Genomic DNA, 23,336 nt, shown 5'->3' with positions numbered 1-23,336 from the left:
AAGTATATAATACTTTTATTCCTATTTGACTTTTAGGATGTGATTCTTATTTACGCCTCAAAGCTTGGCCGGATTATGGTTATTGACGATGAACAAGACCTGATGACCGCTCTCTGCGATATGCTGGTAGGGCGCGGCTATGAGGCTCTCGGTTTTACTTCGGGCACAAAGGCCCTGGAGATTTTCAAAGAGCAGAAGTTCGATGTTGCGATCATCGATCTGGCCATGCCGGAGATGGATGGGGCCAAGCTTCTCAAAAGAATTCATGCCGTAGATAAAGACACAATCTGTATTTTGCTGACAGGCCAAAGTATGGTTAGCGCTGCAGTCGATTGCATGAAAAAAGGCGCTTTTGACTATATTTTAAAACCTTTCAAGCTAAACTCTCTTTTGCTCCCCTTATCCCATGCAATGGAAATAAGAAACCTTCGCCGGGATAACGAAAAACTGCGCGGGAAGTTGGCTGTTTCTGACATGTGCAAGGTAGTAAGCTCCGATGGTGAGCCGGATTTGATCTTAAACAAGCTGGCTGATGCTGTCTATGAACGGTTCGGAGCAGGGGAAGTGTCGATCCTTCTGCCCTCGGAAAGCGGCGATGAATTTTATGTGGCAGTATCCCGGGGCAAAAACTGGCAGGCTCTTATTGGATCACATATTCCACTTAATAAAGCGGTTTCCGGTATGGCGCCAAACTTGCTGGATGAAACAAACAACCGCCGGTTGAGACTTGTCCAGCCTCAGGCAGAAGCGGGGTCAACCATTTCCCTTCCGTTGCTGTTCAGAGGGAACCTTTCCGGAGCTCTGAATGTCACCTCCTCAGACAGGAAACCCTTCTCACCCGGACAGATAAAAGCCCTGGGAATGCTGATTCGCACTGCTGAAAACGCTCTGGAAAAAGCCAAGTTGTTTATAGAAAACAATCAAATTAAAAAAGAGACTCAAATAACCCTTCAAAAAATGAAAGTGCTTTTGGAAGAAACAATTATTGCCTTATCCAATACCGTCGAGGCAAGAGATCAATATATAATGGGGCACCAACTCCGTGTAGCCGAACTTTCCTCAGCCATAGCCATATTGATGAAACTACCGGAAAAGCAGAAAGAGGGTTTGCGAATAGCCAGTATCCTTCATGATACCGGAAAAATATGCATCCCTTCGGATATACTTGCAAAACCCGGACTGCTTAATGAAAACGAGTATAATCTAATCAAGAATCACCCGCTGACAGGTTTGGACATTTTAAAAAACATAGGCTTCATCTGGCCTGTTTCCCAGATAATCCTCCAGCATCACGAGCGGGTTGACGGCAGCGGTTATCCTTTTAACCTGCCCGGAGAAAACATTTTAAAAGAGGCAAAGATTCTCTCTGTCGCCGATGTTGTGGAAGCTATGTCCGCTAGCCGCCCATACAGGCCTGCGCTGGGCATCGAAGCAGCTTTAAAGGAGATCTCTGAAAAAAGGGGAACTCTTTATGATTCCGAAGTCGTCGACGCATGCCTGGAACTCTTTCAAAAAAAGGGTTTCAAGTTTGAGCCCAGAGTAAGCCTTACTTCTTAAAAGCCATACTCTTCCCCGGTAGCAGGGGGGGAATACAGTCTCAACAATATCCGCCGTTCAAGCCGCACTTTCCAGCTCTAGAACTTACCGTTTTCTTTTTCCCAGGGATTTAAGTATTTAACATATAGAATATTGATCTATAAATTTACTCATAACTAATATCTTCAGGAGTGTTTTCAATTAATACTGCCAATACTGCCCGGTTTTTAATTGTTGAAGATGATGTTGATTTGCTGAACGCTCTTTGTGAAATGCTGACAGGCGCCGGATATGAGGCTGTTGGATCTTCTTCGGGCGCCAGGGCTTTAAAGGTATTTGGCGAAAAAGAATTCGATGTCGTTTTAGCAGATCTGACAATGCCGGAAATGAATGGAACCGAATTGCTTAAAAAGCTGCACGGTGCTGATCCTGATCTCGTCTGCATTATTATGGCGGGTCAGGGCATTGGGAAAAAGGCGATAGCCCTGTTGAAAGAAGGAGCTTTTGACTTTATCTTGAAGCCTTTTAAGCTCAACTACCTGTTGTCTGTGCTACCCCGTGCCCTGGAAGTACGCAGGCTGCGAAAGGAAAAGGCAGCGCTGAGGAAGATGGTTGACATCTACGAGCGCTGCAGGAATATTACTTCAGAGCTAGACTTGGATGTTATTTTAAATAATACAGCCGAAGCCGTCCTTGATGTAAGTCAAACTGAAGAAACGTCGATTATGCTCCCTTCGGATGGGGGCAACGAACTTTATATAGCTGCAATCCGCGGAAAAGGCAGGTCGGATTTACTGAAAATCCGGATACCGGTTAATAAAGGAATCGCGGGTTGGGTTGCCAGCCACCAGGAGACATTAACCCTGCAGGGCAAAATTGACGATCCTCGCTTTAGCCCCGTTCAACCGCGATCCGATATTGGATTTTCTATTTCGATGCCGCTTTTGGCGGGAGAAAGATTTGTCGGGGTTCTTAATGTAAATTCGACAAAGGACAGGCCTTTTTCAATCCAAGTGATAAGACATATAGGGCTTTTGGCATGCGCAGCAGCAAGTGCGCTGGAAAATTCAAGAAAGCACAAAGAACTCCGGGAGATTGAACAGAAATACCGGCTTTATTTTGAAAACGCTTTTGAAGGCATCTTTCAAACCGCTTGGGACGGTAGGCTTCTGACTGTAAACAGAAAAATGGCAGCTATTTTCGGCTATAATTCCCCTGAAGAAATGATCTCCGGGGAAAAGACTTTTGATCAGTGGGATTTTTGGCCGGAATACAGGCGGCTTCTGGGTGCTCAAAACGAATTGAGGAATTTCGAACATTGCATACAACTTAAAAACGGCGGGAAAATCTGGATTTCGGCTAATGTAAGAACAGTTAAAGATGTCCACGGGAACATAACCTATTATGAAGGAACCATGCAGGACATCACAATGCATAAGTTTACGGAGGAAGAGTTGGTCAGGACGCGGGACTGCTACCTGACCCTTTTTGAGGAATTTCCCACTCCTGTTTGGAGATCCGGCCCGGAGGCTAATTTTGATTATTTTAACAAAACCTGGCGGCAGTTCACCGGCAGGACAATGGCTGAAGAGCTCGAAAGAGGCTGGACGGAAGGAATCCATCCCGAGGATCGTGAACTTTTTTTTGAAACCTACAGGGAAGCATTCTCAACCCGTAAAATATTTAACTGTGAATTTCGCCTGCGGCGCTGCGACGGCGCATACTGCCCGGTGATCAGCCTGGGAAAACCCTATCATGACTCAAAAGGAAATTTCTCCGGTTATATAGGAGCTTGTTACGATTTCAGTACACATCACAAAGCAGATGATAATAACGCAGAAACTATTCAGAAACTCGAAACAATTCTTAATGAAATAATTACTGCTTTTTCTTTAACCGGTGAGAAAAGAACTTTATACGGAGCTGGTCATCAGTTCCGGGTATCGGAACTGGCCTGTTCCATCGCAGCCTTATTGGGTTTTACAGAAAAAAGGATAAAGGGCCTGCGCACAGCCTGCATACTTCATGACATAGGAAATATTTACATCCCAACCGAGATATTGAGTAAGCCGGGCAAGCTTAATGATTATGAATTTGACTTGGTCAAGAACCATTCCCAGGAAGGTTTTAACATTCTTAAAAATATAAGCTTTAGCTGGCCGGTTGCCCAAATAGTTCTTCAGCACCACGAAAGGCTCAACGGCAGCGGCTATCCATTTGGACTTTCGGGAAACAACATACTCCCGGAGGCAAAAATACTGGCAGTCGCCGATGTCGTGGAAGCAATGACTTCAAGACGCCCCCACCGTCCTGCATTTAGCCTGAAGGCTGCCCTGGAGGAAATCTCTGAACAGAAGGCAACCCTTTATGACCCACATGCCGTTGATCAATGCATTAAGCTCTTTCTTGAAGAAGGCTTCACTTTTTAATCGCTTAGGGGGTCAAATCGCTTAGGGGGTCAGGCTTGACTTATTTAAAATGTTGACTTATTCTAATCGCTTAGGGGGTCAGGCTTGACTTATTTAAAATGTTGACTTATTCTAAAAAATGATTAGCTTATATCTTTTATTTAAAGATAAAAGAAAGGATAGCCATGGCAAGAAAACAGCGAGTTCATTTTGTGGGAGCAACTTACCATGTAATAGCCCGTGGTAACAATCTTGAGAATATTTTTAGGGAAGAAGAAGACAAGAAAGAATACGCAAACTTACTCGTAAAATACAAAGATAGGTTAGGATTTGACCTGCTGGCGTATGTATTAATGGACAACCATTTTCATTTACTGATACAGGTTGATCAATCTCCATTAATGAAAATTATGCAGGGATTACAACAAACTTATACTCAATATTTCAACCGGAAATATCACCGTGTTGGCCATGTATTTCAACAACGATACAAGGCGTTCCTTTGCGGGAACGATGCCTATCTAATCACTTTAATATGTTATATTCACCAAAATCCGTGCCGGGCAAACATAGATGAAGGATTAGATTATACATGGAGCAGTCACCGGGATTATGTAAAAGGATGGGGAAGTCTAGTTAAACCACAATTGGTTTTAAAGCTGTTAAATGAAGATATTGAGAAAGCCATCCAGTTATATAAAGAAACATTTGCTAAAGTCCAAGAATATCCCATACCTTCAGCGCAACCTATTGAAAAGAACTTTTCTTTAGAAGATAATAAAACAGGAGAGACTGAAAATAAATTTGATCAAGCACTGTTAACAACAACAAAGATGAGTTTTGAAGATCTTGTTACACAAATACTGAATGAGACAGATGTTTCAAGGGAACTTTTACTGGGACCTTGCCGCATTCGGAGTGTTGTAGCTGCTCGCAATCAATTGATTTACCGTGCAGTAAAATTTGAAATCTGTACAAGAGCGGAACTGGCCAGATGGCTGCAACTTGATCCTACCCGTATTACCCGTGTCTGCCAGGAAACTGATTTAGACTTTTGCAGACAATAAATAAGTCAATTCTTATCAATAAGTCAAGCCTGACCCCATCCTATATTATCAATAAGTCAAGCCTGACCCCATCCTATTTAATAAAGCAGGCGTTTTTTAATGAGCTTGAAAATCTGGAACATTATTTCCAAGGAAGCGAAAGTCCAGATGCCGGTTTTCCGGTGGACTACATGGACAGATAAAACGTTCTGAACTACCAGTGAGAAAGCTGTTGACACCGCAACCCCCTCTTTCCCGAAATACTGCACCAGGATTATGTTCAAGGCCAGATTTAAAAGGCCGCTGAAGATGCTGATTTTCATAAAAGCAACATGCAGTCCGGTCATTTGCAGAAAGTAGTCGCATGATCCTGTCAAAGTGTTGACCATCTGGCCGAGGATAAGGAAACTCAGGACGACGGCCCCGCCTGCATACTGCTGGCCAAACAAGACGGCCAGAATGTTTCTTCCAAAAAGAAATAAAACAAGGAATACGGGAACGGAAACCATCGAGCTGATTGTCGTTGCGTACCTGGTGACGTATTTCAAATTCTGCAGGTCTTTTTTTGCGCTAAAATGGGCAATCATCGCCGGGATTACCTGGTTGATTACGTTTCCGGAAAGAAAAGTCACACTGGCCAGAGAACTGGCCACACCGTAAATACCTACCTGAACCGCATCCGAAAAGATCCCCAACACGTATATGTCCGTGCTGGTCATCAGCAAAACGACCCCGCTTGTTATCAGCATGGGTAATGAGTCCGCCAGTATTTCAGATGCTGCGACCTTTTTTGGAAGCCAATCCTTCACTCTTTTCGCAAAAATAAGCAATCCGTTTAAAGGAGCTAAAAACAATCCGGCAATTAAGGCCAGCAGCACATTCTGTATCGTGGCGGCAGAACTCAACCAGAGAAGAACCAGCAGAGCTAAAAAGATCAACTGCTGCAGAACGGGTAAAAAAGAGGCGGTTTTGATATCCTGGAGCCCTTTGAAGGTCTCTACGATAAGGGTTAAGAAATTTTGCAAAGGAATTACGCCGGCATAAAATATCAACATCATATAAAGATCCGGAGACTTAAATATTTTAAAACACAGGGGCTGCCTGATCAGCCAGATTAACAGAACAGTACCCGCCGATCCGGCCATGACGATCTTAAAAATACAGCTCAGCGTGCCTTTCAGCAATCCCCAGTCCTTCTCACCGGCTGCTATACCGACAAGTTTCACAGTCAGCGTTTTGGTCCCCAGCAGGGAAAAAATACCCGCAAGGTCACAAATTTTTAAGAAAATAACATAAGCGCCAAACAGACCGGGTCCAAGACAGCGGGCTAGCAGGACTTTATTTGCCGTCGCAAGCGGCATAAGGGCAGCCTTGCCAAGCAATGCAAGAAAACTCCCCGAAAGAATATTTTTATCCACGTTGTCTATATAAAACACCTGCTTTTGTCAGCAACCGTTATTAATCCTGTTTTAAGTTACGCCGGAGTTCATCTATTGCTACAATTTTTTAAAATCCCTTGCACCGGGTGATGGAGAACTGCGTAATATATCAAAGATATTTGCTATACGGGTGAAAAAATGGGTAAAAAAATTTTTATAATGACCTGCGTACATGAATGGAATGACAACCGGATCCTTTTCAAGGAAGCGTCTTCGCTGGCCAGGAACTATACGGTGGAACTTCATGCCCCCGGAAATTTTAAATTGAAGGAGTTAAATGGTGTCAGGATTTTTGGTCTGACACCCGTAAGGAGGTTATTAAGGCCATTAAGCTGGTTCCGGCTTTTTTTCAGAGCAGTAAAAGCCAAAGCCTCTGTTTATCATTTTCATGATCCGGAATTGATTCCTTTGGGACTGTTCTTAAGAATTTTAGGCAAAAAAGTAGTTTATGACGTTCACGAGGATTACCCCGATGCAATTTTATATAAGCAGTGGATACCGAAACCTCTCAGAAAAATGACCTCTTTTATTTTTAACTTCCTGGAAAAAAAATGTTCTTCCTTTTTTAGCGGGCTTATTTTCGCAGAACTTACCTACAAGGAAAGCTTCCGCAATTCAAGAACCCCCCAGATCGATATACTCAACTACCCCCTTGACTGCGAACCTAAGGAAAGGGTTTTAAAGGAAGCCGATCAGTGCTGCAATTTAATCTATGCCGGCACTGTCGGCGAGATTAGGGGCGCTGTGGAAATGCTCAAGGCCATGGCCATTCTTGCAGATCGGGGGGGAAATGTTCATTTATTTCTGGTAGGCCCCTTCCCCTGCCCTTCTTTAAGGGCCGAACTTGAAGAATTCCTAAACGGGCATGGTTTGCTGGAATACGTCACGATCACCGGCAGAGTGGCGCCCGCAAAAGTGTACAGCTACTATAAAAAAGCCGACATCGGTTTATGCCTTCTACACCCTGTCGAAAACAACCTTAAATCCCTGGTTACGAAGTTATTTGAATATATGTCGGCAGGAATTCCAATCCTGGCCTCTAATTTTCCCCGCTGGTCGAGGCTGCTTGAGGAAACCGGAACAGGATTGACAGCCAATCCCTTGGATCCGGACGATATAGCCCGCCAAATCTGCACTTTAGTCGACAATCCGGAATTACGGCTTTCAATGGGCTTCAGCGGCCGCGAAGCTTATGAAAAATCTTTTAACTGGCGTGTGGAAGAAACAAAACTAATCAGCTTTTACGATAAGCTTCTTGAAGGATAGCTCATAAAAAGTCAGGGAGTGTTGATCATGCTTAAAGAATTTTATCTAATGATCCGCAGGTCAAAGTTTCTTTCTTTGTTAACCTGCGGCGCCTTGTCTTTATTTGTTCTTTCGGTACTCGTCAGTTTAATCTGCGGGACTTTTTTCCCTTTGCTTGTCTTCTGCGAAGCGCTGATCATCGCTCTGATTATCTGGCAGCCCCTGGCCGGTTTCTGTTTGATGACTTTCCTGATTCCTCTTGAAGACCTGACAGTACTTTTCCCTTCTTTAACCTTAATAAAAATTATCGGACTGGCCACCTTCTGGGGATTCTTAACGCAGCTTTTCCTGGGTAAGAAAACTTTTAAGACACACCACTTTTTTATGCTTTTATCTATTTATTTAGGATGGTGTCTTCTATCCCTGACCTGGGCAATCCAACCCGAACAAAGCTGGCTGAGGATTGAATCCCTTGTTCAACTGTTTGCCCTGGCTATTCTGGGTTATAATCTGGTTGGCTCAAAAAAAGATATTTACCTCATCCTGGGCAGTTATTTTTTAGGAGCGCTTGCAGCGGCAGGTCTGGGGATATACAACGGTTACCTGCATGAATTTACGACCAGGATTACCATCTGCAACCTCCAGGATCCCAACTACTTCGCCAGGCTTTTAGGCATAGGTGTAATTTTCAGCGGTTATTTTCTTTTGATTTCAAAAAATAAAGCAATCCGTCTGATCTGTTTTCTTGCCGGACTGGGCATGCTCTTTGCCGTGCTGCTATCAGGGTCCAGGGGCGCCTGGATGGCGCTGTTTTTTGTTTTTGTGACCGGACTCATCTTATTCAGAAAGTCTGCCGGTGAATTTTTTAGGAAAACTTTTTCCGGCCCTGATCCGGCCAAAAAGGCCCGGCTCTTAATAACACTGCTTTTCTCCATATTATTGGCCTTCTTTCTCGTCAGCAAGCTTCCGCAGGTCGTTTCTGTAAGAGCGCAGACCGTGTTCAGCCTCGCTGAAGATAAGGGCTCGGGAAGGCTGGATATCTGGACGGTAGGCCTGAAGATTATCAAGGAACACTTTGCCCTCGGAGCCGGCCTTGATAACTTTCCATATGCCTATACGAAATATTTTGGGCAGATCCCGGGAATAAATCCTGAGATCGGACTTAACAAAAACCCGCACAATATCTTCCTGGCCACACTCACCGAGCTTGGCATCCCCGGATTATTTATATTCCTTTCCTTATTTATCTGCCTCTGGCGATGCGCCGGCAATTCCGAAAACATGACGGATTCCGCCTTGAGCAGGCTTTTAATAGTCTTTTTGGCAACAGCCGGCCTAACCTGCGCCGATCAGCACAGAAAATTTTTCTGGCTGGCGATGGTTATTCCTGTTCTTTTTGAACAGTTTGCAGTGATAAGATCCGTATCCTCCGGCGGCAGGGGAAAAAGAATATTATTTTTATCGCCAATTTTCCCAAACTGTCAGAACCCGGGTTACGGCGTTTTTTCCCTGAGGCTTGTTGAGAACCTCCAGACAGCCGGTCTGCAAGTTACGGTTATTGCACCTGTCCCGTATTCCCCAGCCTGGCTGTGGTTCAACAAGGACTGGCGCAAATTTGGCCTTGTACCGGAATCCGAAGATATCGGAGGAGTTAAAGTGCTTCATCCCCGTTATTTCTGCCTGCCCGGCGGCAAGTTCGAAAGGCTGAACGGATACTCCATGTTCCTGGCTGTGGAATCAGTCGCGGAAATCCTGCACCAGACCGCTTCTTTCAGCCTAGTCCATTCCTACTGTGTTTTTCCTTCCGGATATATCGGCCTGCTGATCTCAGACCGGTTAAACCTGCCTTCCGTATGTACCGCTATAGGCTCTGATATCAATATAACCGCATTCAGATCAGCTTCCATGACCAGATTGGTCGGCAATATACTCAACAATACCGGCCAGGTCGTGGCAGTAGGAAATGAACTGGCCCGTAAAGCACTCACTTTGCAAACATCTGATAAAGACGTAAAGGTTATTTATAACGGTGTCGACGGTGACATGTTCTGTACTGAAAAAATTAACAGGGAATTAATCAGGCAAAAGACCGGCCTTGAGCCGGATGACCGGGTTATCCTTTTTGTCGGCAGGCTTGTTTCCGGCAAGGGAATCTACGAATTAATCGAAGTTTTTGAACAGATCTGCAATAAATTTAAGGATACAACGCTGGCGCTCGTCGGAGACGGACCGGAAAAGGAAGCTTTAGGCAGCCTGGCCAAAAGTAAAGGGCTTGGCGGAAGAATACTGCTGCCCGGGCCGGCGCTCCACGAGGATCTTGTATACTGGTACGCAGCATGTGAGGTTTTTGTTTTATTAAGCCACCATGAAGGTGTACCCAATGTCATCGCAGAAGCAATGAGCTGCGGTAAGCCCATCGTGGCAACCAGGACAGGCGGGATACCCGAACTGGTGGAAGACACAAAGTCGGGTTTTTTAGTAGAACAGGGCCACACGAGCGAAGCGGCCGAAGCGCTGGAGAAACTCCTTGCCGATCCCGCAGCGGGCCGGGAAATGGGCAAACTGGGCAGAGATATAGTCAATAACAGGCCGCTGAAATGGAAGGACTGTGCGGCGGCATACCTGGAAATATTTGAACAGTTAACGGGTTATAAATTGTTAAAATAAGCATACAACTTGAATGACAATTCAAGGTTGCTATCTAACTGCTTAATATCTTTAAAATCCCTTTCGGGGGTTTTTTTTCATAAATGGAACCAGGTGAGGAAACAATTGGACGGCGAAAAAAGGAGGTTTCGGTCGAATATTGTCGTAATTAAGAAAACAAGAAGAATCTATTAAAAGGTGGTTTAACTATATTATGACTGCCAAGAAAGTATTTAACATTTTTTTAGCGCTTGTTTTCTTAGGGACGATCTTCACCGCCAAACCCGCTCAATCCGCCGTATCCCCAACAAATGCCAAATCGCTCTTTACCAAAATGAATAGAACTAGCAGCTGGGAATATTACAAAACCAGGGTAGACGACAGCCTGATCGCCTGGGATGAAAGTTACCTGCTCAGGGCGTATCTGTTTATGTACGAAGCCACCGGGGACAAGCAATACCTTGATGAGTTCACCGGGCATGCAGATACTTTTTTAACCCGCCGGGACAGCGTGCGGGGGGTTAAAGACTACCGCGGACTTTCCCTGCCGGCCTGGCGCAGCGGCAAATACACCGACTATAAACAGTACGTCATCTATGCCGTGCAAACAGGTTTAACCATAACACCCCTTGCCCTTTTTGCCGCCGGCGTGAAAAAAGATCCCTCCTTATCGGCATACCAGGCCAAGGCGGACAAATACCTGGCCGCCGCCGAGGACGCTATTGCCATTCACGATATGAGGGACAAACCCCAGTATTACGATGTCAACTGCCGCTGGTACGAGGAAGGAAATATGATGCATCTGGACAGGCCGATAAACATGAACCTGGCTATGGGAAGCGCCATGCTCGCCGTCTATCAGGCGACAGGAGACAGTACCTATCTGACCAAAGCGACAAAAATCGCCAACTATTTCAAGCAATACCTGATTTTAAACTCTTCCACGAACAGCTACAAGTGGAACTATTATCCAGACAACAGCCAGTATGGAACAGTGGTTGAGGACATGGACCACAGCCTTTATGATATAGAATTTGTCAGACTGGCTTATCAAAGCGGAATTTTCAGCTCTACTGACATGCAAAGGTTTGCCAACACGGCCAGCAAAGTGATGGTCAAATCAGGCGGAACAATTACGGCTAAAGTTGACGGGACTGGTACGACACCCTATCCCGGTTTTATTTCGAACTGGCTCTACTTCTGCAATTGGGCGCCCTCTCTTGCGGACTCAAGCTACAAGATTCTCTCAGCCAAGTCGTCCCTGGTCCCGAAGGAACTATGCGGTCTGGGTCTGCTGAACAAGGTTCTGTCAAACAATACGACTGAGCCGACACCACCACCTGCATCTGATACACAGCAGCCTCAGGTAAGCGTGACGGCGCCGGTTAAAGACAGCATTCTGACAGATGACAGCGCAACTCTTCAAGCTGCGGCAAGCGACAATAAGGGTGTCGGCTCACTGTCCTTCTCCTACTCTGTCGACCAGCAGAATTGGACAGGCATCGGTCTCGCCGAACTGGCCAGCGGCGACGGTCTGTCGGGAACCTGGAAAATATCCTGGGATATTAAAGACCTCAAGGATGGCGCCTATTACCTGAGGGCAATCGCCAGAGACGACACCGGAAATACTGCCGTATCCACATCTGTTTACTGTGAAGTCAAGCATGCGGTTGGCAATCTAATTAAAAACGGGGATTTCAGCCAGGGTGTCCAGGGTTGGGTTAATCTCAACAACTCGGCGAAAATAAACAGCACAAACGGCAACTACTACCTGACAAACACATATAACTGGGACTTCTACCAGAACCTCACCCTCTCTCCGGGTATCTACAAACTGACTGCCCGTACGAAAAAGGGGACGTCCGCGAAAGGCGCCAGGATTGTCATCCAGTTCCGTTTCAGCAACGGCACGAAGACAGTTCCCTATGATTCCGGATATAAAAATACCGGAACCGGCTGGGAGTCAATGACGGCAATGACCATCAAAGTACCGGCCGGGGCGCCGGTCACCAGGATCTACCTTTTATCCGGCGGCTCGGGAAACCAGCATTTCGACGACCTTACTCTAACTGCGATATAATTAATTTATACAGGTATACCGGAGCCGCGTTTTAGCATTTTCCAAAATTAAACGAAGTTCGGTCATCCCGGGATTATATATGCCCCAAAAGTTGCAGTCTGGGTTGCCCTTGTCCTATGATTTTCCTCCAAAATGGTAACTGGGAAAGCCGCGCAGGTATATAATTAGTATCGGGCGCGGTTTTCCCTTATTTATTTAATTTTCGTTAACTCTTGCCAGGAAACCTGCAAATACCGCTGCATGTAAAACCGATTATAAGTATGACCAGGAGTATAAGAATTAATATAGCGTCTATGCAATTCCGGCTGCAGCAACCGGTAGTCTCGTGAGTCACGCAGATCACTCTTTCCTGGTTTTTCATTAACATCATATGAATATTGGTGTTCAAATGCTCTTGCTGTTATGAAATGAAGTGGCGGGAGGCTTCGCTGGTCAAGACTGACCAGCGGACGGAGTTACTTGAATCTCCTGGGCGATTTCCCGGTCAACCGCAATCTGGGTAAACCCGACCTGAAAAACGTATGCGGGGAATACTTGCAGCAGGCGAATCAGCAAACCGGGGTAAATCCCCAACGACATAAGTTTTCTGATTTTCTTCGGCTCGTATGTTGAAAAACCCGAAATCTGTCCCCGATCTCCAACATGCAAATCGGCAAGAGATCTTTGTTCCGCTGTGACGGTGTTATCCTTCCTTCTCCTCAACCGGCTGATTATTCCCGGGCGCCTTATAAAAACTTCATATCCGCAATTCGGGCATTTCAGTTTGCCGCATAAGCGTCGCAGAAAACAACTGGCGCAGCTCTGCGCAGCCTCGTCTGAAAATTCGTGGCCGCAGAATGAGCATTTATTCACAGTTTCACCCCCGTTATAAGGATCAGCCAGTTAAGCGCATACCCTGAAATGAATGCGAAAGGAAAGATAAATACAGCAATCGCCACAGCGGTTTTCAGCCCGCGCTCTTTAATCATGATGATGAATTGAGCAATACAGGGAACAAACAGAGTCAGGGTTGCGGCAGTCACTACCAGTTGTATATTGCTGAGAATTCCGGTCTTATATAAATCATACAGCCCGGCGGCTCCGTAATCACGCCGGAAGAAACCGAATAAGAAAACCTGCGCAATTGTGTCCGGCAGACCAAGACTATTTACCACTGGAGTCAACCAGGCAACTAACTGCTGAAAAACTCCGGTAATATTGCCCAGCCAGATCAGTACGCTGGCCAGGATAAACAGCGGCATAATTTCTAAAAAATACCACCGCATCCGTGTATACGTCTTTATATATATGTTTTTCAAGTTCGGCCAGCGCATCGGGGGGAGTTCCATATAAAAGCTGGGCCGGTCGCCCGGCAGCATCCTGGCTGCCAAGTAGCCTACAAGTAAAAAGATCAGCAGCATGAACCCTGCCCAGAGAGCCAAAGCTCGCGGTTTTCCTGAAAGAATAGCCAGAATAATGCCCAACTGCGCCGAACATGGAATCGCCAGGGCTAATAAAAGAGTGGCAATTATTCTCTCACGGGCAGTCTCCAGAGTCCGGCTGACCATGGTCGCCATGGTGTCACAGCCGAAGCCCAGTGTCATCGGGATGACTGCCCGGCCGTTTAGACCTATGCTCTTGAATATCCGGTCAACCAGCATAGCCATGCGCGGCAGGTAACCGGTGTCTTCGATGATTGAGAAAACAATAAAGAAGGTTCCCACAATCGGCAGGACAATAGCCAAAGCATAGCGGAAACCCAGTGTTATGATCCCGTAATCCTTCGCCAGCAGTTCCTGAATCAAAATCCAGGGGACATAGCTTTCAAGCAGTCTGTTGACCCAGGGATTAACAATGCTCTCATACCCGGTTTCAAGGTAATTGACCAGTGTTCCCGCCCCGAAAATACCTACGAACTTATACAGCCCGTAGTATAGAACGAGAAGGAGAATGGGAACGCCGGTCAGCGGCTGCATGGTCAGCCGGCTGATACTTTCGCTGAAACTGGTCCGTGGTTCTTCCGGCACAGATGTGGCCTGATCAGAAAGCCGGGTTGCCGTATGCTGCCTCTGCAGATTTACAACAAAGTAAAGCGGTTCCTTATAGTTGGCCTGGGTATCTGCAACTATTCTTTCTATTGTCTTATAATTCTTCAGGTCCCGGTCAGACACGATCTTATGTATCTCCTCGTCACCCTGTAATAGCAACAGGGCAATCGCCCGTTTTGACAGGTTAAAATTATTAATCAGAAGATCTTCTATCTTCAACAGTGATTTCTCGATTAATGAATCGTAGACAGGCAGTTTTAACATCGCAGTTTCCATATCTTAAGCCTGCTTTCCGCGGATGTTGTTCTGATAATAGTCCCAGATAGTCTTCTTAAGCATATTCAGGCCGTATCCTGAGGTGGCGGAAGTAGCAACTACGGGAATTCCGGTTAAGGATTCCAGTATTGCGTGGTCAACTTTAATTCCCAACTTATCAGCTTCATCAATCATATTGATGACTAGTATAACCGGCAGGCCTGCTTCGATGAGCTGTATTGTCAAATTGAGCATGCGCTCGAGATTTTTGGCGTCGATAATGTGCAAAACAACCTCCGGGTTATCTTCCAGAAGGAGGGAGCGGGAAACCCGTTCTTCCTCAGTAATTGGCAGAAGTGAATACATACCCGGAGTATCGATAACCTCCCACGTTTCTTCAATTTTCGTTTTACCGGAGGAGATCTCGACGGTAGTGCCGGGATAATTGGATACAGTAACGTAAGCGCCGGTGAGGAAATTAAAAATTACACTTTTGCCTACATTCGGTGTTCCGACAAGAACGATCTTTTTTAGATTATGAGACGATGATTTGTGGCTTTCTTTATGTTTGACCGGCCTCATTTAATGCCAGGCTCCTATATCAACCGATGAATATTTATAAGATCTCATTGTTTATTTTCTGAAGAATGACCAGTAACTGGCTGGCCTCCTCTTCTGATATTGTTGAAAGTATCTGGTTGGTCAGCTCAAGGTGAAACTTATGATGCTCCTTGAACGCCTTTATTCCTTTATCAGTCAGGCTGATCAGATGTACCCGCCGGTCTTCACGGATGTGGTTTCTTCTGGCGTAGTCCTTTCTTTCGAGCCTATCTACCGTTACTGTTGTAGTTCCTGTTGTTACACCCAATCTTTGGGCAAGATTCTTCATGTTTATTTCACCGCACTGGCCAAGTATCTCCATTGCATGAACTTCAGAAACGGTTAAATCGCCGGACCGGACTACTGACGATTCCCATGAAGTAAAACTGCTTATAAAGCGGATTAGTTCATTTGTAAGATTGTCAACCATAATAGCCACCAACTTCTTAATATTTTAATTTATGATAATAATAATATCTAATTGTTTGATTTTCAAGCTATAGTGTACTGCCTTTGACAGCTTTTGTCAACCATGAAGCATAAAATATTTTATAGCAATAACAATGATTTTAAATCAGACATTTTATATAGAACCGGCTTGCCCTATTTATTACATTCGGACAATTCTTCTAAAAAAAGTATTAGTCCCCGGCTGGTTTTTACTATAACCGGGGACTTTTTTCCAAAATAAATAATACAGCAATATATTTAGCGAAACCGGAATAAGCAATTCCGGCTTCGCGCATTGCTGCAGGATTATCATTTTATTTAGCTATTTAATTGTAAATTCCCATGCACAGTACCATTTATCTAAGGGCGCCTCATCCGGGGGGCATCCAATACATCTTGTCTTAATTCTTTTATCAACCGTATTTGCAAATACGCTATATTCAACCAGGCCGGCCGGTTTGCATTTGAAGAGTTCCATTGCTTTTCTCTTACGGGCGGACTGTACCCGGCATTTATTCATGCGAAATATTAATGTTTTCTCGTCGGGACGGATAATTTCCTGTTCGTTTATAAATGCATACATACGGTATTTAAGGCATTGTTCCAGTGATTCCAAACCTCCGCCTGCTTCTATTTTTAAAAGACCCATAATTCGTTCGGCTTCCAAAACGGTATATTTCTCCCAGGCATTAATATCTAAAGCAATCGCCTCATCTATTCCAAAGCGGCTTTCGGCCGCTTGAAACCACAAACCATCATGGGACAACCATCTTTTTGCGAAATCTATCGCTAACACCTTCCACATATCATCCGACACATAATTGTAGCTCATCTTACAGGTAATCTCCTATTAATTTATACAACTATCACCGTTGCTTTTTGAATTGAATTTACAGGGCAATCTGTTTCTTTGTTTCATCCCAGAGCGCTATTATCTTGTCTTTGACTTTTCCGCTTGTGTAATCAACTACGGGACGGCCTGCACGGACGGCCTTGATTACTTCCCTGTCATATGGTATTTTCCCAACTACAGGGACACCCTTTTCCTTACATATTTGTTGAATTTCTTCAGTGTTCGAAATGCTCAAATCAAATTTATTAATACAAACTGCCGCTTTCCCCTCAAAATGATCAACCAGGGTAAGTACCCTTTCCATATCGTGAAGACCGGACAGCGTTGGTTCGGTCACAATCAAGGCCAAATCTGCGCCTGAAAGAGATGAAATAACAGGGCATCCTATACCGGGCGGGCCGTCGGTAATAATGAGATCACACCGGTTGTCTTCTGTAATTTTCCTCGCTTGCTGACGGACAGCGGCTACAAGCTTGCCCGAATTACCTTCACCTATACCCAAACGGGCATGTACAAGCCGGCCGAACCTCGTATCAGATATATACAGATATCCTGATAAATGCTCAGCCATTTGGATAGCTCCGTTGGGACAGGCATGGTAACAAACAGCGCATCCCTCACATGCCAATGAATTTACTTCAAATTCCTTAATCGCGTCGAAACGGCAAAGGTCTGCACAAATCCCGCATTCACTGCACTTTTCCTTGTCTATCACTGCTTTCGGCATCCCGTAAAAGGGTTGTTGATCATTTTGTGTTGGTCCCAGAAGAAGATGCAGGTTGGCGGCGTCAACGTCGCAGTCAACCAGGACTTTGTTTTGAGCAAGCGCGGCAAATGAACCTGTGATACAGGTTTTACCAGTACCGCCTTTACCGCTGACAACCACCAGTTCCTTCAATTTCTTCCCATCCTCTCACACTTTCTCCACAGATCTATCAAGTCTTTCTTCCACTGCGGCTTTATTGCAAGCAACGGCAATCCCTTTGCGTAGTTAACCGCAATATCACGGCTGAAGGGAAATTTCATGAGCAATGGAATCCCTCTGTCCCTGCAAAACCTTTCCACATCTTCGTCGTTTCCATCTGAGCGGTTAATAACCACTCCTCCGGGGACCTTTAATTCCCGAATCATTTCGAACGCCAGTTCCAGGTCATGAAGACCAAAGGGAGTTGGTTCAGTAACAAGTATGCAGAAATCGGCGCCTTCCACCGCTTTAATTACTGGGCAGGAGGTACCCGGTGAGACATCTGCGATAACTGCCGCACCGGGCAGACGCTTTCTTTTAACTGCCTGGATAAGCGGGGGGCTGACTGCAACGCCAATTTTCAGTCGCCCCTGCATAAATTCTATTCCATCAGCCAACCCGCCCTCTATCCAGCCGATTTCCTGCTCTGCAGGTGAAATTGCTTTTTCAGGGCAAAAATACATACAACCTCCGCAGCTATGGCAGAGTTCCGTGAAAGACAGGACATTTCCCGGAAGCGCAACCAGAGCGTGAAAAGCGCATATTTCAGCGCACCGGCCGCAAAAGCTGCATAAGTCAAAATTAATCTTTGGGATCTCTACCGTCACAGGTTCCCGCTGATTTAATTCAGGCTTTAGAAAGATATGGCCGTTTGGTTCCTCGACATCACAATCAATATATTGTACTTGGTACTGTTCTTTGATGGCCAGGGCAAGGCTCGTTGCAATAGTGGTCTTACCTGTGCCGCCCTTACCGCTGGCTATAGCAATAAACATTTTAACTCCTACTTTCTTCCCCTGCCCATACCCTCGTGAGGGCTGGCGTTGGCTGTAGAAGACTGTGTTAAAAGACCGTTTTTATACTGCTCAAACGCTTCCCGGACCGTCCCGGACGCTCCCGTATATACTTTTATACCGGCAGCCTGCAATACATCCATAGCATTAGGACCAATGCGTCCGGTCAGCACATACTCAACTTTCCTGTTAACTAATTCCTGGGCAGTATGAATACCCGCTCCCCCTCCGGCAGATGCGCCGGGGTTGGATATATGTTCCCACTGATCCTTATCTTCGCTTGTAATTGCAAAATATTCGCACCTTCCAAAGCGGGGGTCAACTCTTGCCTCAATATTATTTCCTTCTGCGCTGATTGCTATTTTTATTCGTGACATCCCCTTCCTTCCTCATGACAGTCTCCGTGCCCATGGCCATCACCGTGACCGTGACCATGGTCGCATGTGCTTTCACCCATTTCCAACTGTCCGGCTAAAAAGTCCTCAACTGCCTTATTTACAGGACCACTTACTCCTGTAAGCGTAACGATATTGTTTTGAACAAATAACATTTGCGCCCGCTGACCCATGCCGCCGGCAATAATGTGGGTTACACCCATTGAGGCCAGATAACCCGGTAAAAATCCTGGCTGGTGACCGGGAGTGGGGATGGTTTGTTTTTCATTAATCTCATTGTTTTCAACATTAAAAAGAGTATACACGGGGCAGTGTCCGAAATGCCCTGAAACAAAACCGTGTTCATCCGCTACTGCTATTTTTATCATTTTGACCTCCTGTTTTTAAGATAGATTTTTTGGGTACTATTCTTTAATTAAGTTAATTTCATTAAAGGGGTTAACGTCATATAGTTCTATCTGGCCTGAATCACTGAACTTGGCCAATTTGGGATCAACGGGCAGTACCGCAAGCAGTTTCATGCCTGTTGTACGGGCTGTTTCCTCTGCTTTTCCGGGCCCGAACAGATCAATTTTCTTCCCACAGCCGGGACATATTAAGAAACTCATATTTTCAACCATTCCTAAAATCGGAATATTCATCTGCCCAGCCATTTTGACAGCCTTTTTAACAACCATAAATGCCAGGTCCTGAGGAGAAGTAACTACTACCAAACCATATAAGAAAAAAGACTGCATAACTGTCAGCGGCACATCTCCGGTTCCCGGCGGCAGGTCTATAATTAAGTAATCAAGTTCCCCCCAAATGACATCCGTCCAGAATTGTTTGACGGCGCTTCCAAGCAGCGGACCGCGCCAGATTACAGGCTCGTCTTCCTCCATAAGAAATAAATTTAATGAAATGACAAGGATACCGTTAGTTGTCCTGACTGGAATAATACGATTATCCAAAACCCCAGGCGGACTGGTTAATCCAAACATTTTTGGAATGCTTGGCCCGGTAATATCTGCGTCTAATATCCCTACTTTATATCCCTGCCGGTTTAATCCAACCGCCAGCAAAGCGCTGACTGAAGACTTGCCGACACCCCCTTTGCCGCTGACTACCGCAATCACATGTTTGATATTGTTAAACTCACTCTGCTCAAGAATCTCTGGTTTCGCATTCGAAGCTTCTCCTGCACATGCGTTCTCTGACATCCAGCTCTCCCTTTCTAATGTTACAGTTATTAGCCTTTATTTATTTGGCGCCGCTCTTAAAACCTATACATCTTTTCCTTACCATTACAATACTACCTAATGAGCATATGCTCATATGATTATACATTAGTATATCCAAAAGCACAATACGAAGTTAAAAATTTATTCAAGAAAGGTAAGCGCTTTAGTCTTTGGAGGGGGCAAGTCTCCCTGTTTTTTCATAATAATTGCCGATTGCTTTACGCAAAGCGCTAACTCCAAGATTGGAACAATGCGCCTTATGTTCAGGAAGTCCGTCAAGAGCATTTATAATATCTTCTTCAGTTATCTTTAACGCATCTTCCAGGCTTTTGCCTTTCGCCAATACAGATGTCATGCTTGAGGTAGCTATTGACGCGCAACAACCAAAAACAAGATAGCTTACCTCTTGAATATAGTTATCTTTTACTTTCAAATAAAACGTTAACGCATCTCCGCAGGTTGGATCTCCATAACTTCCTTCAGCATCAGCATCCGGCATATTATATGCATTTTGTGGGCTCATAAAATGTTCAATCACTTTATCTGAATAAATAGTTAACCACCTCTATACTCTTTTATAAAAAGTTTCTACCGTACCTGTGTCTATGACAGCCACCCCTGCCGCAAGACTCCCCGTAACCGTCACAAAGCTGATATTCTCCGCCCTCGATAAGAAGCACTTTCACATTTACCAGAGATTCTGCCACCTTTTTTCGTGCATTATTGTAAATACCTTGAACAGTTGTACGTGATATATTCATTTGACCGGCGCACTCTTCCTGTGTGAATCCTTCCAGGTCAATAAGCCTTATAGTCTCGTACTCATCAACTGTCATATTGATAAGGTTCTCCGTATTTGCCGGGGAATCAAGAGGCCCAAACCGGCTGCTTTCAGGCAGGCAACAGACTTTTCTCCATTTTCTTGGTCTTGGCATATTTTTTAACCTCGTTTTAAACAGGAATAGCCAGAGACTTCTCCGGCTATTCCTGCCGCTTGTTACAAGTTTTCCAATTGCCTATTGATAGCCTCAAGCCGGCTTTGAAGCAAATCTTTTTGTTCCTGAAGTAACTCTTTTTGTGTTTTTAAGGAAGTCTGCTCTGCATTAAAACCCATACCAAAACCTCGTCCAAAACCCATACCAAAACCTCGTCCAAAACCTCGTCCAAAACCTCGCCTGCATCCAAGCCCTAATCCAGTTCCAAAGCCGGCGCCGTATCTAGAAACATTCGTCCCGCAAAATCCCAAACCTCTGCCGGTCATTGATCCTTGCCTCATCGGACCAGTTCCATCTCGTCCTGGCATTAATTACATCTCCTTTCTATCTGATTATACTCTGACCATTGATGAACTACATTGTGGGCATTTAATATTCATACAAGGTGTTGCAACTTGGTGCGCTACTCTTGTCCCACACTTCGGACATTCACAAAAACCACCCGGGCCTGCGCTTGCAGGTCCTCTCATTCTACCTGCGCCAAATCCGCTTCCGGATTTACGGCCTTGACCGCCACGGCCACCCGAGCCTGCCGGACCTGTACCGTCTCTTCCTGGCATATTCAACACCTCCCAATGTAATTGACATATGTCACATTCAATTTATATTATATATTGATTCTGATATATGTCAATAACCATTTTTTATTTGTTTTAAAAAACTGCCTGTAAAAAATAAAAACGGCGCAACCATTTGATTCGTCGTTCTTACACAAATAATTCTCATGTAATTGTGCTTTTATTTTACAGCAAAGGGGCTATCCCTTTAAAACCAGGATACCTTTTCATAATGTTTCCGGTTTATTGCTCTCTGCCCTATTCCTAGCGCGGGGAGATAAGCAGGCTTTTTACAGCTTCGTTAATCTTTTGAGCAATATAAGCGTTATTCATAGTGTAAAGGTGTATACCGTCAACACCTTGGGAAACAAGATCTACAATCTGATCGACAGCATAGGCGATTCCGGCGTCGCGCATTGCTACAGGATTGTTTTCATACCGGTTCATCATAGCGGTGAACTTTCTGGGAAGATCAACTCCGCACAGCGATACCATCCGTTCAATTTGCTTTTTATTCACAACCGGCATTATCCCTGCTTCTATCGGCACAGTTATCCCTGCGTGTTCTGCCCGTTCCAGAAATGCGTAGAAATAGTTGTTATCGAAAAAAAGTTGAGAAATCAGGTGATCTACACCATTTTCTACTTTGATTTTCAGATTGTGTATATCCGCATCAATGCTGGCAGCCTCTCTATGCCCCTCCGGATAGCAGGCTGCAATAATGTTAAAATCGCTGTTTTTCCTGATAAAGGAAATCAAATCACTGGCGTACTTAAAATCCTGCTTTGGAGGAATGTCCGGGTTAATGTCACCTCTTAACGCCAATATATTTTCTATATTGTTGGCTTTCAGCCGTTCCAGCAGGGAGAGGACTTCCTCTTTAGTCTGGCTGATACAAGTCAGATGGGCAACAAACTCTATGTGATATTGATTCTTTATAGTTGATGAGATTGCAATGGTTGATTCGCTGTTGTCACTGCCGCCTGCGCTGTAAGTTACGCTGATAAAGTCGGGAGAAAGATTAACAAGTTCATTCAGCGTTTTATAGATAGTATCCAGAGGAGAGGTTTTTTTGGTGGGAAAACCTCGAAGGACAGCACCGTTTTTACCTTGAATAATTCTTTTACTTCACGCTATAGCCTTTCTCAGATTTTCTTTTACAGCGGCAGCAGCAAGTTCTTTCAAACGCTCAATACTGTTTCAGGCTTTTTTTGTCATATTTGAGCATTATCCTGAAATAAATCATAATACCCAGCCCATTGAAGAAGCCTTAAAAAACAGCATGGGGATCTTTGTTGTTGACCATGCCCCAATAAATATAAGTACATTAAAAATGTGCTCCCCTTATTTAAGAAGAACACCTGCAACAGGGAAAGCCGCATATAAAGGTCCGGCGGCTGCTGAACCCAAAATAAACGCTATTACTACACCCAAAAAGCCGGACTTTTCTCCCATCAGCTTGATCGTGGTTTAACGTTCTTCCCAAAAAACTTATATCGCTTAATGAGTCCTTTCATTTTATCACCACTCCCATGATAATGGCTATAACAAATGAGAAAAAAACGCTAAAGTATTCCTTAAAATGGTTACTATTCACAGCCCAAAAAATAGACATGCAGAACAAGGCTAATTTCTAGCCTTGTTCTGCAGCATTAAGAATTTCTTCCAGTTTGAAAGGATCCCCTCTGCAAAGTCGAAGCATTGCATAGAATTCATTAATTCCGTTCCTGTAACACGTTTCAAGATAGGATTTGATATTGGCATAGAATGATGCAGTTTTAACATTTTGAAACTGCCCGGATATCTTCATTTTCTTTATATGCATC

The 23,336-nt window shown here is 44.8% G+C and carries 20 protein-coding genes and 3 pseudogenes; 6 read left to right on the top strand and 17 right to left on the bottom strand.

The window, feature by feature from the left end; genetic code table 11:
* The first annotated feature begins 75 nt into the window (after nucleotides 1-75).
* The 3 genes from DEH07_03210 to DEH07_03200 all read left to right on the top strand — a co-directional run bounded on the left by DEH07_03210 (nucleotide 76) and on the right by DEH07_03200 (nucleotide 5,011).
* Nucleotides 76-1,557: a hypothetical protein gene (locus DEH07_03210; protein ID HBY03548.1), complete on the top strand. Its 1,482-nt coding sequence runs from the start codon at nucleotides 76-78 to the stop codon at nucleotides 1,555-1,557.
* Between the two features lie 170 nt (nucleotides 1,558-1,727).
* On the top strand, nucleotides 1,728-3,965 hold the full coding sequence (locus DEH07_03205) for a hypothetical protein (GenBank protein ID HBY03547.1): 2,238 nt from the start codon (nucleotides 1,728-1,730) through the stop codon (nucleotides 3,963-3,965).
* Nucleotides 3,966-4,129: 164 nt separating this feature from the next.
* On the top strand, nucleotides 4,130-5,011 hold the full coding sequence (locus DEH07_03200) for a transposase (GenBank protein HBY03546.1): 882 nt from the start codon (nucleotides 4,130-4,132) through the stop codon (nucleotides 5,009-5,011).
* 77 nt (nucleotides 5,012-5,088) lie between these two features.
* Here DEH07_03200 and DEH07_03195 read toward each other — a convergent pair whose 3' ends face one another.
* A complete protein-coding gene (locus tag DEH07_03195; GenBank protein ID HBY03545.1) occupies nucleotides 5,089-6,408 on the bottom strand; it encodes a hypothetical protein in 1,320 nt (439 codons plus the stop codon).
* 159 nt (nucleotides 6,409-6,567) lie between these two features.
* Here DEH07_03195 and DEH07_03190 point away from each other — a divergent pair, with 159 nt between their 5' ends.
* From DEH07_03190 to DEH07_03180, 3 genes are all read left to right on the top strand, one after another.
* Nucleotides 6,568-7,695 (top strand): hypothetical protein, encoded by a 1,128-nt coding sequence (locus DEH07_03190; GenBank protein HBY03544.1) that lies wholly within the window; start codon nucleotides 6,568-6,570, stop codon nucleotides 7,693-7,695.
* 27 nt (nucleotides 7,696-7,722) lie between these two features.
* Nucleotides 7,723-10,341: a hypothetical protein gene (locus DEH07_03185; protein HBY03543.1), complete on the top strand. Its 2,619-nt coding sequence runs from the start codon at nucleotides 7,723-7,725 to the stop codon at nucleotides 10,339-10,341.
* 193 nt (nucleotides 10,342-10,534) lie between these two features.
* A complete protein-coding gene (locus DEH07_03180; GenBank protein HBY03542.1) occupies nucleotides 10,535-12,400 on the top strand; it encodes a hypothetical protein in 1,866 nt (621 codons plus the stop codon).
* Between the two features lie 432 nt (nucleotides 12,401-12,832).
* On the opposite strand, the gene DEH07_03175 is transcribed toward DEH07_03180, so the two are convergent.
* From DEH07_03175 to DEH07_03100, 16 genes and pseudogenes are all read right to left on the bottom strand, one after another.
* The gene (locus tag DEH07_03175) at nucleotides 12,833-13,048 is read right to left on the bottom strand and encodes a ferrous iron transport protein A (protein ID HBY03541.1); all 216 of its coding nucleotides are present in this window, start codon (nucleotides 13,046-13,048) and stop codon (nucleotides 12,833-12,835) included.
* Between the two features lie 200 nt (nucleotides 13,049-13,248).
* Nucleotides 13,249-15,264: pseudogene (feoB, locus tag DEH07_03170) on the bottom strand (ferrous iron transport protein B).
* Between the two features lie 34 nt (nucleotides 15,265-15,298).
* Nucleotides 15,299-15,712, bottom strand: coding sequence for a MarR family transcriptional regulator (locus tag DEH07_03165; GenBank protein HBY03540.1), 414 nt, complete (start codon nucleotides 15,710-15,712; stop codon nucleotides 15,299-15,301).
* Nucleotides 15,713-16,054: 342 nt separating this feature from the next.
* Nucleotides 16,055-16,564 (bottom strand): hypothetical protein, encoded by a 510-nt coding sequence (locus tag DEH07_03160; GenBank protein HBY03539.1) that lies wholly within the window; start codon nucleotides 16,562-16,564, stop codon nucleotides 16,055-16,057.
* Between the two features lie 58 nt (nucleotides 16,565-16,622).
* Nucleotides 16,623-17,483: a (4Fe-4S)-binding protein gene (locus DEH07_03155; protein ID HBY03538.1), complete on the bottom strand. Its 861-nt coding sequence runs from the start codon at nucleotides 17,481-17,483 to the stop codon at nucleotides 16,623-16,625.
* Nucleotides 17,480-18,325: a (4Fe-4S)-binding protein gene (locus DEH07_03150; GenBank protein HBY03537.1), complete on the bottom strand. Its 846-nt coding sequence runs from the start codon at nucleotides 18,323-18,325 to the stop codon at nucleotides 17,480-17,482. The genes DEH07_03155 and DEH07_03150 overlap by 4 nt, the downstream gene beginning before the upstream one ends.
* A gap of 8 nt (nucleotides 18,326-18,333) precedes the next feature.
* The gene (locus DEH07_03145; protein HBY03536.1) at nucleotides 18,334-18,711 is read right to left on the bottom strand and encodes a dinitrogenase iron-molybdenum cofactor biosynthesis protein; all 378 of its coding nucleotides are present in this window, start codon (nucleotides 18,709-18,711) and stop codon (nucleotides 18,334-18,336) included.
* Nucleotides 18,708-19,106 (bottom strand): dinitrogenase iron-molybdenum cofactor, encoded by a 399-nt coding sequence (locus DEH07_03140; GenBank protein ID HBY03535.1) that lies wholly within the window; start codon nucleotides 19,104-19,106, stop codon nucleotides 18,708-18,710. The genes DEH07_03145 and DEH07_03140 overlap by 4 nt, the downstream gene beginning before the upstream one ends.
* A gap of 36 nt (nucleotides 19,107-19,142) precedes the next feature.
* Nucleotides 19,143-19,937 carry an ATP-binding protein gene (locus tag DEH07_03135; protein ID HBY03534.1) on the bottom strand — a complete coding sequence of 265 codons (795 nt, stop codon included), beginning with the start codon at nucleotides 19,935-19,937 and terminating at the stop codon, nucleotides 19,143-19,145.
* Between the two features lie 184 nt (nucleotides 19,938-20,121).
* Entirely contained in the window at nucleotides 20,122-20,511 is a 390-nt protein-coding gene (locus DEH07_03130; GenBank protein ID HBY03533.1) for an iron-sulfur cluster assembly scaffold protein, read from the bottom strand.
* Between the two features lie 22 nt (nucleotides 20,512-20,533).
* A complete protein-coding gene (locus DEH07_03125; protein HBY03532.1) occupies nucleotides 20,534-20,893 on the bottom strand; it encodes a hypothetical protein in 360 nt (119 codons plus the stop codon).
* Between the two features lie 62 nt (nucleotides 20,894-20,955).
* Nucleotides 20,956-21,261 carry a hypothetical protein gene (locus DEH07_03120; protein ID HBY03531.1) on the bottom strand — a complete coding sequence of 102 codons (306 nt, stop codon included), beginning with the start codon at nucleotides 21,259-21,261 and terminating at the stop codon, nucleotides 20,956-20,958.
* A 24-nt stretch (nucleotides 21,262-21,285) separates the two neighbouring features.
* The gene (locus DEH07_03115) at nucleotides 21,286-21,513 is read right to left on the bottom strand and encodes a hypothetical protein (GenBank protein ID HBY03530.1); all 228 of its coding nucleotides are present in this window, start codon (nucleotides 21,511-21,513) and stop codon (nucleotides 21,286-21,288) included.
* 261 nt (nucleotides 21,514-21,774) lie between these two features.
* Nucleotides 21,775-22,610: pseudogene (gene metF / locus DEH07_03110) on the bottom strand (methylenetetrahydrofolate reductase [NAD(P)H]).
* 151 nt (nucleotides 22,611-22,761) lie between these two features.
* A pseudogene (locus DEH07_03105) lies at nucleotides 22,762-22,995 on the bottom strand (permease).
* Between the two features lie 148 nt (nucleotides 22,996-23,143).
* A partial coding sequence (locus DEH07_03100) for a hypothetical protein (protein ID HBY03529.1) occupies nucleotides 23,144-23,336 on the bottom strand: 193 nt, incomplete at its 5' end.

The sequence above is a fragment of the Desulfotomaculum sp. genome, assembly GCA_003513005.1.
In the GTDB taxonomy this organism is placed as follows: domain Bacteria; phylum Bacillota; class Desulfotomaculia; order Desulfotomaculales; family Nap2-2B; genus 46-80.
The sequence above is the reverse complement of the archived record's forward strand: the minus strand, read 5'-3'. Positions and strand labels throughout refer to the sequence as shown.